Source organism: Pseudoalteromonas aliena SW19, assembly GCF_014905615.1.
GTDB lineage: Bacteria > Pseudomonadota > Gammaproteobacteria > Enterobacterales > Alteromonadaceae > Pseudoalteromonas > Pseudoalteromonas aliena.
The window spans coordinates 1-14,413 of sequence record NZ_AQGU01000027.1 but is presented as its reverse complement, the minus strand read 5'-3'; the positions used below and the strand labels follow the sequence as shown (position 1 = coordinate 14,413).

Annotated in this window: 12 protein-coding genes and 1 rRNA gene; 9 read left to right on the top strand and 4 right to left on the bottom strand. The window is 40.1% G+C overall.

Translation table 11 applies throughout. The features are described from left to right. Nucleotides 1-7: 7 nt before the first annotated feature. A complete protein-coding gene (gene rph / locus PALI_RS13405) occupies nt 8-721 on the bottom strand; it encodes a ribonuclease PH (RefSeq protein WP_002958890.1) in 714 nt (237 codons plus the stop codon). Between the two features lie 179 nt (nt 722-900). Here rph and PALI_RS13400 point away from each other — a divergent pair, with 179 nt between their 5' ends. From PALI_RS13400 to PALI_RS13375, 6 genes are all read left to right on the top strand, one after another. Then, entirely contained in the window at nt 901-1,761 is an 861-nt protein-coding gene (locus PALI_RS13400) for a YicC/YloC family endoribonuclease (RefSeq protein WP_138584556.1), read from the top strand. Nucleotides 1,762-1,879: 118 nt separating this feature from the next. Then, a complete protein-coding gene (gene gmk, locus PALI_RS13395) occupies nt 1,880-2,500 on the top strand; it encodes a guanylate kinase (protein WP_193156158.1) in 621 nt (206 codons plus the stop codon). Nucleotides 2,501-2,624: 124 nt separating this feature from the next. Further along, complete coding sequence (gene rpoZ, locus PALI_RS13390; RefSeq protein ID WP_007378835.1) at nt 2,625-2,900, top strand: DNA-directed RNA polymerase subunit omega; 276 nt, start codon at nt 2,625-2,627, stop codon at nt 2,898-2,900. Between the two features lie 388 nt (nt 2,901-3,288). Then, nucleotides 3,289-5,394 carry a bifunctional GTP diphosphokinase/guanosine-3',5'-bis pyrophosphate 3'-pyrophosphohydrolase gene (gene spoT, locus PALI_RS13385; protein ID WP_077536288.1) on the top strand — a complete coding sequence of 702 codons (2,106 nt, stop codon included), beginning with the start codon at nt 3,289-3,291 and terminating at the stop codon, nt 5,392-5,394. Between the two features lie 12 nt (nt 5,395-5,406). Then, a complete protein-coding gene (locus tag PALI_RS13380; RefSeq protein ID WP_077536289.1) occupies nt 5,407-5,799 on the top strand; it encodes a RidA family protein in 393 nt (130 codons plus the stop codon). Nucleotides 5,800-6,136: 337 nt separating this feature from the next. After that, a complete protein-coding gene (locus PALI_RS13375) occupies nt 6,137-7,744 on the top strand; it encodes a DUF342 domain-containing protein (RefSeq protein ID WP_193156157.1) in 1,608 nt (535 codons plus the stop codon). Nucleotides 7,745-7,864: 120 nt separating this feature from the next. Here the strand turns inward: PALI_RS13375 and asnA are convergent, their stop codons facing one another. Beyond that, the gene (gene asnA, locus PALI_RS13370) at nt 7,865-8,860 is read right to left on the bottom strand and encodes an aspartate--ammonia ligase (RefSeq protein ID WP_193156156.1); all 996 of its coding nucleotides are present in this window, start codon (nt 8,858-8,860) and stop codon (nt 7,865-7,867) included. Nucleotides 8,861-9,057: 197 nt separating this feature from the next. Between asnA and asnC the strand changes: the two genes are divergently transcribed. Genes asnC through recG form a run of 3 tightly spaced genes read left to right on the top strand, consistent with a single transcriptional unit; the run spans nt 9,058 to nt 12,383 of the window. Next, entirely contained in the window at nt 9,058-9,516 is a 459-nt protein-coding gene (asnC, locus tag PALI_RS13365) for a transcriptional regulator AsnC (RefSeq protein WP_182703121.1), read from the top strand. A gap of 41 nt (nt 9,517-9,557) precedes the next feature. Further along, entirely contained in the window at nt 9,558-10,244 is a 687-nt protein-coding gene (gene trmH, locus PALI_RS13360; protein ID WP_193156155.1) for a tRNA (guanosine(18)-2'-O)-methyltransferase TrmH, read from the top strand. 57 nt (nt 10,245-10,301) lie between these two features. Then, a complete protein-coding gene (gene recG, locus PALI_RS13355) occupies nt 10,302-12,383 on the top strand; it encodes an ATP-dependent DNA helicase RecG (RefSeq protein ID WP_193156154.1) in 2,082 nt (693 codons plus the stop codon). Between the two features lie 367 nt (nt 12,384-12,750). On the opposite strand, the gene PALI_RS13350 is transcribed toward recG, so the two are convergent. Both PALI_RS13350 and rrf read right to left on the bottom strand, forming a co-directional pair. Further along, the gene (locus PALI_RS13350; protein ID WP_077538070.1) at nt 12,751-13,635 is read right to left on the bottom strand and encodes an IS982 family transposase; all 885 of its coding nucleotides are present in this window, start codon (nt 13,633-13,635) and stop codon (nt 12,751-12,753) included. Between the two features lie 456 nt (nt 13,636-14,091). Beyond that, nucleotides 14,092-14,206: ribosomal RNA gene (gene rrf / locus PALI_RS13345) — 5S ribosomal RNA — on the bottom strand. Nucleotides 14,207-14,413 lie beyond the last annotated feature (207 nt).

Sequence of the window (14,413 nt, the reverse complement as noted above, 5' to 3'; positions counted from 1 at the left end):
TACCTATTTATGCTAATGCTTGCTTTTGTACGTCAATAATTTCGCGGATAGAATGTTTAGCTAGAGTAAGTAACTCATCTAACTCATCAAACGAGAAAGGTTCGCCTTCGGCTGTACCTTGAATTTCAATAATTTTACCTGTTTCGGTTAAAATTACATTCATATCAGTCTCAGCAGCTGAATCTTCAATGTATTCTAAATCGCTAATTGCTTGGCCTTTGTAAATACCAACTGAAATAGCTGCAATCATATGTTTAAGTGGGTTTGAATTAATCATACCTTTTGCACGCATGTGCGTTAGTGCGTCAACAAGTGCAACACATGCACCACTTATAGAAGCCGTACGTGTACCGCCGTCAGCTTGAATAACATCACAATCAATAGTAATTGTGTTTTCGCCAAGTGCTTTTAAGTCAACAGCCGCACGAAGTGCACGTGCAATTAAGCGTTGAATTTCCATAGTACGACCGCCCTGCTTACCACGTGCAGCTTCACGAGCATTACGTGTATGCGTTGCTCGCGGTAACATACCGTATTCAGCGTTGATCCAACCCTTACCTTGGCCTTTCATGAAACGAGGAACGCCCGATTCAACTGTAGCTGTACAAAGTACTTTGGTATTACCAAACTCAACAAGTACTGAACCTTCAGCATGCAGAGTATAATTACGTGTAAATGTAACAGGTCTAATTTGGTTAGGTGTTCTTTCGCTTGGACGCATTGACGATCCCCTTAATTCAGAATTTGCGACATTATAAGTGTATGTGGGTGTAGATACCATGCTGATTTAAATAAATAGCTGTATGTAAAACATTCAGTGCTTTAAATTTTCCCTAGAGCTTAAGCAGTGTTACGATATAATCATCGTAATATTGTATTTATAAATTTAGGAAATCATCCATGATCCACAGTATGACAGCTTATGCGCGTCGCGAAATAAAAGGCGATTGGGGCACTGGCACTTGGGAAGTTCGTTCTGTTAACCAGCGTTACCTTGAAACATTTATTCGCGCACCAGAGCAATTTCGTGGCATGGAGCCAGTTATTCGTGAGCGTTTACGCAAACACTTACAACGCGGTAAAGTTGAAGTTTTTTTAAAATTTGTTGCAAACCCTGCTCACGTTGGCGAGCTATCAATTAACCAAGCGCTTGCTGAGCAACTAATAAATAGTGCCAAATGGGTTCAACAACAAAGTAATGGCGATATTAACCCTGTTGATATATTGCGTTGGCCTGGCGTTATGGAAGCACAAGAGCTTGATATGGATAGCGTTAATACAGCACTAATAGCTGGTCTTGATCAAGTTATAGAAGATTTTAAATCGGCGCGTGGCGATGAAGGTGCAAACCTTGAAGAAATGATAGCAACCCGTCTTGATGCGATTTTAGAACAAGTAGAAATTGTAGAAACGCACATGCCAGAAATTGCTAAATGGCAGCGTGAAAAACTGGCTCAAAAATTAGAAGACTTAACAGCAAACATTGACGAATCGCGCCTTGAACAAGAACTTATTTACCTTGCGCAAAAACAAGACGTGGCTGAAGAATTAGATCGCTTAAAGTCTCACGTTAAAGAAACTAAAAAAATCCTTAAAAAAGGAGGCGCATGTGGCCGCCGCTTAGATTTTATGATGCAAGAATTTAATCGTGAAGCTAACACGCTAGCGTCTAAGTCTATCAATAGTGACATCACTACTGCAGCCGTAGAGCTAAAAGTACTAATTGAACAAATGCGTGAGCAGATCCAAAACATAGAATAATATTATTTGAACCTTTGTGGCTAACTTGAGAAAATTTACTTAAATACAGTACAATGCATTTATTAAAGGCTTGCGTTATTTATAACCCAAGCCTATTTATTTTTAGATAGAGATTAAAATGGCACACACTCGCGGAAACCTATTTATTTTATCAGCGCCTTCTGGTGCGGGTAAATCAAGCTTAATTAATGCGTTATTAAAAAAGCATGCTGATATGAAAGTATCGGTGTCGCATACGACTCGTTCGCCTCGTCCTGGTGAAGAAGATGGCGTGCATTATCATTTTGTAGCTACAGATGAGTTTAAAGCGCTGATTGAAAAAAATGACTTTTTTGAATGGGCTCAAGTATTTGATAATTACTATGGCACATCAAAGCAAGCGATTGAGTCGCAACTTAATGCGGGTATTGATGTGTTTTTAGATATTGACTGGCAAGGCGCGCAACAAGTGCGCAAAATTATGCCAAGCGTACAAACCATTTTTATACTGCCTCCTTCAAAAAAAGAGCTAGAGCAGCGTTTAAATAATCGTGGCCAAGATTCGGCTGACGTTATTGCCTCTCGTATGGCAAAGGCTCAGTCAGAAACGTCGCATTATAACGAGTATGATTTTGTGATTGTGAATGATGACTTTGAGAGCGCACTTGCTGATATAGAAATAATTGTAATGGCACAGCGCTTAACACTAAAAGCACAAAAAAATCGCCATCAAGTTTTACTAAATAGTCTACTTAAATAATTTAAGCCCATTCAAATTAGGCTTAGGTAAGTAAAACTGATAAAAATTGAACACTGGCTATTGGCGAAAGTGGCTGCTTGGAGTAAACTACGTCTTTGCTTTTAAATTATTTTGGAGTGCTGTGATGGCCCGCGTAACAGTTGAAGATGCAGTAGATGCAGTTGGTAATCGTTTTGACTTAATTTTAGTTGCGGCTCGTCGTGCCCGCCAAATTGCTGTTGGTGGTAAAACGCCACTAGTAGACCCTGAAAACGATAAGCCAACGGTTGTTGCTTTACGTGAAATTGAATTAGGTTTAGTTGATAGTGCTTCAATGGACTTAATTGACCGTGAAGAACAACAACACCAAGAAGCGGCAGAACTAGCTGCTGTTGCTGCCATTGTTGGTGGCAATCAATAATCGACCTCCCGGTCTGATTTAGCCAACGGCGCAGTATTTCTACTATAGCCGTTGGCAATCCTCTGTTTTCATCGTATATTCGTAACTTACCTAATTTACTTCACTAGGGCCTGTTTATCTTTCGAGGTTAAATTTGCAGCAGCATGCTTGGTATTTAGGCAAGGCAAAGCCTATGTAGTGTGGTTATTCCCCATAAATAGGCGATAACGCAGCATAAATGCCAAACATACGCTGCCCGAAGGGTTCTGCCTAGGGGCAATTTACTCTTTGTTGCTCGGTTTTTACTTAGCCCGCTAGGCTAAAAACCTCGCGCCGCGATTAAATCGCCCCTAGATTGAACAAATTTTAATCCACAAAGGTCAACAGGCCCTAGAACATTGGAGTGTAAATGTATCTTTTTGAAGGTCTAAAAAAGAAAATTTCTGAATACTTGCCTGCCGCAGATGTGGAGCTAGTACAAAAATCTTACGTGGTAGCCCGAGAGGCCCATGAAGGACAAACTCGCTCAAGCGGCGAGCCCTACATAACTCATCCTGTTGAAGTAACCCAAATTCTTGCCGGCATGCATCTTGACCATGAAACGCTCATGGCGGCGTTAATGCATGATGTAATTGAAGATACCGATTTTAGCCAACAAGATTTAGCTGAAATTTTTGGTGAAACGGTTGCTGAATTGGTTGAAGGTGTAAGTAAGCTCGATAAGCTCAGCTTTAAAGACAAAAAAGAATTCCAAGCTGAAAACTACCGTAAAATGATTATGGCAATGACTCAAGACATTCGAGTTATTTTAATCAAGCTTGCTGATAGAACTCACAACATGCGTACATTGGGCGCACTTCGCCCCGATAAACGCCGCCGTATAGCACGCGAAACACTAGAAATATACGCGCCAATAGCAAACCGTTTAGGTATTCACGATATTAAAAATGAACTTGAAGATTTAGGTTTTCAAGCTCTATATCCTATGCGCCATCGTGCACTTAAATCTGAAGTTGCAAAAGCACGTGGTAATCGAAAAGAAGTTATTTCAAATATTCAAAACGAAATTGAAGCACGCCTTGAAGAATCAGGCATAAAAGCGACGGTATCGGGCCGCGAAAAGCACCTTTATAGTATTTATAAAAAAATGCTCAATAAAGAGCTGTTATTTAACGAAGTCATGGATATTTATGCGTTTAGAATTGCGGTTGATTCTATGGATACGTGCTATCGCGTATTAGGTGTTGCTCACAGTCTTTATAAGCCGATTGAAACGCGCTTTAAAGACTATATTGCAGTGCCTAAAACCAATGGCTATCAGTCGCTTCATACTTCTTTAGTTGGCCCACACGGCATACCTGTTGAGATCCAAATTCGTACTCACGATATGGATCATATGGCAGACAAAGGCGTGGCCGCACACTGGATGTATAAAAAATCGGGTGATGGCGCGGGTAATACGTCACAACAACGTGCTCGTCAATGGATGCAAAGCTTATTAGAGCTTCAGCAAAGTGCTGGTTCGTCATTTGAATTTATTGAAAACGTGAAAACTGAGCTATTCCCTGAAGAAATTTACGTATTTACGCCAGATGGTCGGATAGTTGAATTACCGATGGGCGCAACCGCAGTTGATTTTGCATATGCTGTGCACACTGACGTTGGTAATACGTGCGTAGGGGCAAGAGTAAATCGTAAACCTTATCCATTGAGTAAAGCACTGGATACCGGCCAAACAATAGAAGTAATTACAAGCTCTGGCGCGCATCCAAATGCAACTTGGCTAAACTTTATTGTTACCGGTAAAGCACGTTTGGGTGTTCGTAACTACCTTAAAAGTCAGCATCATGAAGAAGCGCTGTTATTGGGTAGACGTTTACTTGATTCAGCATTAGGTGAAAATAAGTTAGATAGTATTGCTGATGAAAATATAGCACGCGTACTTGAAGAGCATGAGCTTTCTACATTACTTGAACTATTAGTCGCAATAGGCTCTGGTAATCTAATGAGTATGTTAATTGCTAAACGCTTGTTACAAAACGAAAATGATGATTTAACCGATATTACTAATCAAGCCAAAGCAACCATTATCGGCACCGAAGGCATGTTAGTTAATTACTCTAAGTGTTGCCGCCCTGTACCAGGCGATGCTATAACGGCGCATGTAAGCCAAGGTAAAGGCCTGACTGTTCACCGCCAAGAATGTAAAAACATTCGTGGTTGGGAAAATGAACGCTCTAAATACTTAGTTGTAAAATGGGACGATAACCCAGAAAAAGAATATATTGCTGCGCTTAGGGTTGAAATTATTAATCATCAAGGCGCATTAGCAAAATTAACCAATGTTGTTGCTACAACCCAAGCCAATATTGTCGAAATTGCCACCGATGAAAAAGAAAGTAATTTATACGTGATAGATTTAGGGGTCACCGTTAAAAACCGTGTCCATGTTGCTAATATTATGCGTAAAATTCGTGTAATGCCTGATGTTCAAAAAGTCTATCGTAAAAAGTAAAATAGGAAACTCATGAATAAAGCATTTATTTCTACCGACAAAGCACCAGCAGCTATTGGCACATACAGCCAAGCAGTTAAAGTTGGTACCGCTGTTTATTTATCTGGCCAGATCCCATTAGTGCCAGAAACCATGGAAGTTATATCAGAAGACTTTAGCGAACAAACACATCAAGTATTTAAAAATATTGCTGCTGTATGTGAAGAAGCTGGCGGTCAGATACACGACCTAGTTAAGGTGAATATTTACCTTACTGATTTATCAAACTTTGCTATTGTTAACGAAGTAATGAGCCAATACTTTAAAAAGCCATACCCAGCGCGTGCTGCGATTGGAGTACGTGCATTACCAAAAAATGTGCAAGTTGAGATTGATGGCATTATGGAGCTTCCTTCAACTAACTAATATTATTTTTGAGCTATAGACCTGCGCTATAGCTCAAACCTTCTAGCCTCTTCCTACATCACTTTGTTTTTCTTGATTTCTTGACTCAAAAGTAAATTAATAGCACTCTATAATTAGGTTATTAATACAAACATAACTTAACCTGAACTCAGGATAATAAATCTATCTCAAGCAGCTATTTTCAGCGCTAACTGCGTTGAATTTACTAAAAATCTCTGGCTAGAGAAAATAAATTTAAATATCACTATAATTTAATATGTTAGTAAACCTCTTAACCAGAGTTCAGGTTAACTTAAGTAACCCTAGTTCAGGTTCAGTAGCAAAAAAGGATTAACTCGTGTTTAAGCTTGATCATAATGGAAACGTTTTACTCGATATAAACGCCACTGCGCCTCCAAGCGCTGCGTTTGTAATTGAAGCGCTCGAAAAATCAACTTTTTGTGATTGTAAAATAGATCTTGATGCTATAAATAACTTTTTTAAAAGCGAAAGTAGCGAATCTATTTTAATTGTTGCAAGCAAACACGACGCCGCATTAGAGGTGGTTATCAATGATGATAAAATGCTTGCTGTAGGAGAGCTGACTACGGCTCAAGGCGGCAAATTACTCAGCTTAGACGTGGCTAAAAAACAGCTCGTAAAAGCAGGTATTGTGCGCGGTTACAAACAAGTATTTTTAGAACAGTTACTGCAAAAACAACTTAAGGCACCTGCTGGCACTGTTGTAAAAGGAGTTTTAGCAAAAGGCCGTTTACCCAGTGATGGCTTAGCGACAAAACTTACTACAACAGTAAAAACCCTTAAAGATCGCCTAAAAACCCCTAAGCTAAAAGAAGATGGTAATGTTGATATGCGCGATTTTGGTAAGCTGGCAAGCGTAGAGCCAGGTACCGTGCTTATTCGTCAACAACCAGCGACACCCGGTAAAGAAGGTTTTACCGTTACCGGAGAAATACTTGCCCCAAAACCAGGCGACAACAAGCAATTAGTTGCTGGTGAAGGCACTGAAATATCTAAATCTAATCCTATGGAATTAGTCTCAACTATTTCAGGCGTGCCCGTCGAAATTAATAATGGAATGCGCGTTGATGACATTTTTACTATTGCTGATGTGAATGTAAAAAGTGGTCATATTGATTTTGAAGGTAGTGTAATTGTTACGCGTAACATAGATCCAGGAATGAGAGTAACGGCCAAAGGCGATATTACGATTTTTGGCACGGTCGAATCAGGTGAGCTTACGGCAGGCGGTAATATAACCGTGAAACAAGGTATTATTGGCCATCAAAAACCTGAAGATAAATCATTATCCTGTAAACTCGTATCCGTTGGTGATATTCATGTATCCCATTCTCAGTATTGTTATATCGAAGCGACTAATATATTCATCGAACGCCAAACAAGCCATTGCATAATGAAAGCAAAACGCTTACTGCAAGTTGGGCAAACAGACTTACCTAAAGGCAAAATATTTGGTGGTGAAATATTGGATGCGACAACGCTTATAGCTGGTGAGGTTGGTAATGAATCAGGCGCTAAAATGGTCATTAATTTAGCGACCTCAGGCGCCGAAATAACAGCAGACACAGATAATTGCTTTAAAGATTTAGCAAAAACAGATCAGCAGTTAGACACCTTACAAGATGCTCTTGAAAAAGCCGACCAAGTTAAAGATACCGAAAAGAAAAACCAGCTGATAGCAAAAATTGGGGCAACCCAATTACACTATTGCCAACAAGCAGAGCAATTAGAAAAACGCCTTTCGACTTTAGATCATGACTTGCACGATCTACTCAGTGATGCGAACCTTGCCGTAAATGCTATTTTGCACTCAGGGGTCGAAATTCATATTTTTGATAAAGTACTTAAAACGACGCGTAATTACCCACCCTGTAACGTTAGGCTGCAAAATAATAAAATAGAAATAGAGTTTAAAACGTCATAACCAAAGTGCGTTTAGCACTTTGGTTTTATTACTATAACCTTAACCCTGGTTAACAGGCTTACTAACACATTGAATAATAAGGATATTTAAATTTATTTTCTCTAGCTAGAGTTCAGGTTACTACAGTAAGCCGCTAACCTCTGCATGTGTATGCTGCGGCCATACTCCCACTTGTACTTGACCAATATGCTGCTTTTGCAAAAGTAACATGACTAAACGCGATTGCCCTATCCCACCACCAATAGTTTGCGGAAATTTACTTTGTAATAAGGCTTTATGCCAATCAAATTCTAAGCGGTCTTTATCTCCAGTTATACTTAACTGCGCCTTTAAAACCTCAGGGCTTACACGTATACCCATTGATGATATTTCAAAAGCATCTTCAAGTACGGGGTTCCATACTAAAATATCACCATTTAAACCCATATATTGATCGCACGTCTGTGTAGACCAGTCGTCGTAGTCAGGGGCTCTTACATCATGAATTTTTCCATCACCTAATGCTCCACCAATACCAATTAAAAACACGGCCCCATACTCTTGTGTAATAGCTTTTTCGCGCTGCTTAGCGCTAAAATCAGGATACATTTTACGTAGCTCTTCACTGTGTACAAACTTAATGTTAGCCGGTAAAAATAGCATAAAGCCATAAGCTTCACTTACAAAGGCTTCGGTTTCTTTAATCCCTTTGTAGATAGATTGAACGGTTTGCTTAAGTGTTGCCAGCGATCGCTCTGTGGTTTCGTTAATTACTTTTTCCCAATCCCACTGATCAACATAAACAGAATGAATAGGACTTAGTGAATCTTCATCTGGGCGCAGCGCTTTCATTTGCGTATAAATACCTTCACCAACACCAAAGCCATAAGTGGCTAATGTTTTACGCTTCCACTTTGCAAGTGAGTGCACTACTTCATAGTCGCTATCAGTAATAGCTTTAACTTTTACAGCAACTGCATTTTCATGCCCACTGAGATTATCTTGTGTGCCATCACCCACTTTAGCCAAAATTGGTGCTTGAACTTCAATGAGCCCAAGTTGGATTTCTAGTTGTTGTGAAAAAAATTGCTTAACTTTACTTATTTGCTGCTGTTGCAGCACATAATGTGAATTCATAATAATTGGCCTCATTCCCAGTTATTGTTACTTACTTAATTGATACAAAGCGCTCCAATCAGCACCTTTAATGAAGTTAATGTAACAATTTAATGAATTAACTCAACATCCAATAACAAAAATAGCTTTACCATGTGAAAATCATTAATTAAGTGGTATAAAAACAATATATTCGATAATTTTATGAGAAAAATACAGTGGAAAATTACTTAATCGATAATCTCGATAAACAGATACTTCATGCATTAATGGAAAATGCCCGTACTGCGTACGCCGAATTAGCAAAAAGATTTAATGTAAGTGCCGGTACAATTCATGTTCGTATAGAAAAAATGAAACAAGCAGGGATCATCACCGGCACTCAATTAACAATAAATACTAAGCAGCTAGGCTATGATGTATGTTGCTTTATAGGTATCAATTTAAATAATGCACGCGACTACCCGCAAACACTAATTAAGCTAGAAGCATTGGAGGAAGTGGTTGAAGCCTATTACACAACGGGGAACTACAGTATTTTTATTAAAGTAATGGCGAAATCGATTGATCACTTGCAAGATGTGTTAATCAACAAAATCCAAGCCATTGAAGCAATCCAATCAACAGAAACGCTTATATCGCTGCAAAACCCAATTAGCCGTACGGTAATGCCTTAACTGTAAAAATCTCGTATAATTGCCGAAAAAAGAGGATCACCATGCAGCAAACTCGCTATCAAAGAATTGAAGATGTACTTTCGCGCCGCCAAACAGACCTAACAGTGTGCTTAGAAGACGTACATAAACATCATAATTTATCTGCAATCGTGCGTAGCGCTGACGCAGTAGGTTGCCATCACGTACACGCTGTATGGCCAGAAAAACAAAAATGGCTAACAAACAATACCTCGGGTGGCAGTAAAAACTGGCTAGAGACGCACCTGCATAGAAACATTGATGATGCCGTAGTGGCAATGCGTGAACGCAATCCAGAAATACAAATATTAGCAACGCATCTATCTGAAGACGCTGTTGATTTTAGAGAAGTAGATTACACCAAGCCAACTGCTATTATTGTTGGCCAAGAAAAAACAGGAATATCTGAAAAAGCATTAGAGTACGCAGATCAGAATATTATTATTCCAATGCAAGGCATGGTGCAATCACTAAATGTTTCGGTTGCTGCCGCACTAATTTTGTTTGAAGCACAGCGCCAGCGCGAGCTTGCTGGTTTGTATAACAGAGATATGCTCAGCGCAGAAGTTAAACACCCTCTTTATTTCGAAGGCTGCCATCCTATTATTGCAAGGCAATGTAAACAAAGGAAATTGCCATACCCTGCACTTGATGAAAATGGTGAAATAGTTGCCAGTGAACAATTTTGGCAAGCTTTAAAACATACTTGATGCACCTACACTGTATAAGTACACTTAACTCACTAAATAATAAAAATTGAGCCTACTTTGTCTAAACCTAGCTTAAGCCAATATCCAATAACAGAAATTAAAGGGATCGGTCCAAAAATGGCCGAGCGCTTGTTGAAGCTAGGTATTAGTACCGTACAAGATATGCTCTTCCACTTACCACTTCGCTATGAAGATCGTACTCGCTTATATGCAATAAACGAGTTATCGCTTCATAGCCATGTAAGTGTGGAAGCAACGATTGAAACAAGCCAGGTTACCTTTGGCAAAAGGCGAATGCTGGTTTGCCAAATAAATGATGGCACAGGTAGGCTCACACTTCGATTCTTTAATTTTACCGCAGCACAAAAAAATGCGCTCAGTGCTGGTAAAATAATACGTTGTTTTGGTGAAGTACGTCGTGGGCGTGTGGGACTTGAAATGAATCATCCTGAATATAGCATCAGCGATACTCATAATGAGCAACCCACAGTAACAACGTTAACGCCCGTGTATTCAACAACCGAAGGCTTAAAGCAGCTCTCAATTAGAGCCCTGAGCGAACAGGCTATTGACTTACTAAACAAATATTCGGTAGAAGAACTACTTCCTACGCAGTTTCAGCCATCAAATATGGCTTTAAGCGATGCTTTACTATTACTGCACCGCCCGCCAAATGATGTTGATATAACCGCACTAGAGCAAGGTATGCACCCCGCACAACAACGCCTTGTATTTGAGGAGCTACTTGCACAAAACCTCAGTTTATTAAAAGTACGAGAGCAAGGGCAACAAGTTAAAGCCGTGGCATTAAATCCGGTAAATACATTAGAAAGTCCATTTTTAGAGCAGCTTCCTTTTGCACCCACAAATGCACAAAGCCGAGTAGTGGCTGAGATAAAAGGGGATATGCAACACACATATCCAATGATGCGCTTAGTGCAAGGCGATGTAGGTTCAGGCAAAACCTTAGTCGCGGCTATAAGTGCGTTAACAGCGATTGCAGGGGGCTTTCAAGTTGCTTTAATGGCTCCTACTGAAATTTTGTCTGAACAACATGGCGTTAATTTTACAACTTGGTTTAATCCGTTAGGTATCACAGTTGCTTGGCTTGGCGGTAAAACAAAAGGTAAAGAACGTATAGCAACACTTGAAAAAATAGCCTCTGGTGAAGCGCAAATGATTGTAGGTACTCACGCTTTATTTCAAGATGAAGTAAAGTTTAATAACTTAGTGCTAATAATTATTGATGAGCAACATCGCTTTGGTGTGCATCAGCGTTTATCACTACGCGAAAAAGGAAAATTTGCTGATTGTTACCCTCATCAACTGGTTATGACTGCAACACCTATTCCACGCACACTTGCCATGACAGCTTATGCTGACTTAGAAACCTCTGTAATTGATGAATTACCACCGGGGCGGACTCCAATTACAACAGTCGCACTGCCTGACACACGTAGAGACGATATTATTGAGCGTGTTAAATTAGCCTGCAATGATCAAGGTCGTCAAGTTTACTGGGTATGCACACTAATTGATGAATCTGAAGTGCTGCAATGCCAAGCAGCTGAAGATAGTGCACTGCAATTAAAAGAGGCATTACCAGAGCTGAGCGTAGGTCTCGTTCATGGACGAATGAAGTCAGCTGAAAAGCAAGCCATTATGAGTGAGTTTAAAGCAGGAAATATACATGTATTAGTAGCCACTACCGTTATCGAGGTAGGTGTGGATGTTCCTAACGCAAGTTTAATCATAATAGAAAATCCTGAGCGCTTAGGTTTAGCACAGCTCCATCAGTTACGTGGCCGAGTTGGCCGTGGTGCCACAGCATCGCATTGTGTACTTTTATACCACGCACCACTATCTCATACCGCTCAAAAGCGACTTGGTGTACTAAGAGATAGTAATGATGGCTTTGTAATAGCGGAGCGTGATCTAGAAATACGCGGACCAGGTGAAGTCCTCGGCACAAAACAAACCGGCTTAGCGGAATTTAAAATTGCAGACTTAACGCGCGACAAACAAACACTTAATCAAGTAAGGCCTATTGCGCTGCAAATGCTAAAACAATACCCTCAAAGTGTAGATCCCCTGATTCATAGATGGCTTGGCAATAAGTCAAACTACGCACAAGCTTAAACTACCTGAAAACACATTTTCACTTTTCTGTAGACGTAAAAAAGCCCGAATCGTTAGATTCGGGCTCTCTATAATTTGAAGTCGTTGCGCTACGCAGTAGAATGTCGTAGTGCCCACAGCGGTGGAGAGCCACAGTGCAAATGGGATACTATCTTTGCGTCGGGGCGGCCTTCCGTGGGGCTCGCCTTCGAGCTGTTTCGTTTCACTACTGAGTTCGGCATGTGCTCTTGGCTATTTACTAAATCCCAGAAAGCAAAAAACCCGTCACATTGCTGTAACGGGTTTCTTTAATTTGAAGCCTTGTGATGTCGTAGTGCCTACAGCGGTAAAAAGTCACATAGCAAATGCTACATAACCTGAGATCTGCTTAAGCGATAACTAATGCATTAAGCTCTACGTCAGTTAAATTAAGGTGTGGCTTATTTTCTTTAAAGCAATAAGCCACCAATCCAGCCACTAAATTCAACATAAAGCCGTTCATACTCCGATGTCTCGAATGTTCAATGAAGGATATATTCTTGAGTTGGTCATTAATTGTTTCGATTATAAAACGCTTTGAAAGCATCGCTCTATCCCATAATGACATCGCTTTTGCCTTCATATTTTTGCGAACCGTCGTAATGAGCTTTACCCCTTTATCGAGCAAATCCGCTTCTAAAGCCTTACTTAAATATCCTTTGTCACCGTATAATTTATCCGTCAGGCAGCTCGCTAATTCGCGGACTGGTTGAGTATCATGTACATTTCCTGTTGTCACTTTCGCAGCAACAATTTCACCATGATGATTAACGACTAAATGCAGCTTGAAGCCGTAAAACCATCCCATCGTTCCTTTACCTCGCTGGGCTATTCCATCAAAGGTTTTGTGTCTTGGAATACGAATATTGTGGCAGACCTTAATAGATGTAGAGTCAATGAATTCAACGCCTGTGGGTTTACCTTTAAGTGAAGTGAAATAGGCACACATTGGCACAATTACTCTCGGCATAACGGCTAGAAATCGTGTGTAACTGAGTAAGTTAGGAAATTCACTTTTGTACATAAGTGATACATAACCAAGGTAGTAGTTTTTGAAATCACGATGATGTGACATGTGAAAACTAATAACAATAGTCATAATTTCACTGGTCGTCATACGCCCTGCTCGCTGACGTTTTTGGGTGCCATCTTCGAGTAATTGTTTTTTCCATTGGGGTATAAATACTTTGCAAAAATCATCGACATCGCAAAACAATTCAACTAATTTAATCATGCCTGTTCCTTGTTTATCCAATCGTTCTTGGTCGAAAGATCGGATCTCGGAACAGGCATTTAGTTCAATTTCTTAAACGAGATTCAGGTTACATACTTATCGGCGTGCAGAGGTATTGAGTGATTTTGGTGTGATTAAACATAATTTTAACGTCGAGAGTCGCTGCGCCCGCCGGACCTACGTGATGGCTGTTGGGTAGGTGTCTGTTAATTCCGCGTATTTCACTTTTCTACAGACGTAAAAAAGCCCGAATCGTCAGATTCGGGCTTTTTACAATTTGAAGCCTGTGTAATGTCGTAGTGCCCACAGCGGTGGAGAGCCACATAGCAAATGCACACTATCATCGCTCGAAGCTTTGGTTTCACTATTAAGTTCGGTTTGGGCTCTTGGCTATTTATTAAACTCTAAACAGCAAAAAACCCGTCACATTGCTGTAACGGGTTTCTTTAATTTGAAGCCTGGTAATGTCCTACTTTCACATAGCAAATGCTACACTATCATCGGCGCTGTTTCGTTTCACTACTGAGTTCGGCATGGAATCAGGTGGGTCCAAAACGCTATTGTCACCAAGCAAATATGGTGCAAAGAAGTAATGACAAGCACGTAGTGCTACCATTTTCTTTGCGCAAGGTGCCTCAATGTTAACGCTACGCGCTAAGAGTCACCTCTTGAATTTGGAAAATATCTGATAATATTTTTTAAGTCTTTCTAAGTAATATCTACTTTAGTCATATTAACTTCTTCGCTTGTTTCACTATCACATAAAACGCGTTTGGCG

What these genes read in the sequence shown, in the direction of transcription:
- spoT (WP_077536288.1), top strand. Translation starts at nt 3,289, where the DNA reads ATGTATCTTTTTGAAGGTCTAAAAAAGAAAATTTCTGAATACTTGCCT.
- PALI_RS13350 (WP_077538070.1), bottom strand. Translation starts at nt 13,635, where the DNA reads ATGATTAAATTAGTTGAATTGTTTTGCGATGTCGATGATTTTTGCAAA.
- trmH (WP_193156155.1), top strand. Translation starts at nt 9,558, where the DNA reads ATGCAGCAAACTCGCTATCAAAGAATTGAAGATGTACTTTCGCGCCGC.
- gmk (WP_193156158.1), top strand. Translation starts at nt 1,880, where the DNA reads ATGGCACACACTCGCGGAAACCTATTTATTTTATCAGCGCCTTCTGGT.
- PALI_RS13380 (WP_077536289.1), top strand. Translation starts at nt 5,407, where the DNA reads ATGAATAAAGCATTTATTTCTACCGACAAAGCACCAGCAGCTATTGGC.
- rpoZ (WP_007378835.1), top strand. Translation starts at nt 2,625, where the DNA reads ATGGCCCGCGTAACAGTTGAAGATGCAGTAGATGCAGTTGGTAATCGT.
- rph (WP_002958890.1), bottom strand. Translation starts at nt 721, where the DNA reads ATGCGTCCAAGCGAAAGAACACCTAACCAAATTAGACCTGTTACATTT.
- asnA (WP_193156156.1), bottom strand. Translation starts at nt 8,860, where the DNA reads ATGAATTCACATTATGTGCTGCAACAGCAGCAAATAAGTAAAGTTAAG.
- PALI_RS13400 (WP_138584556.1), top strand. Translation starts at nt 901, where the DNA reads ATGATCCACAGTATGACAGCTTATGCGCGTCGCGAAATAAAAGGCGAT.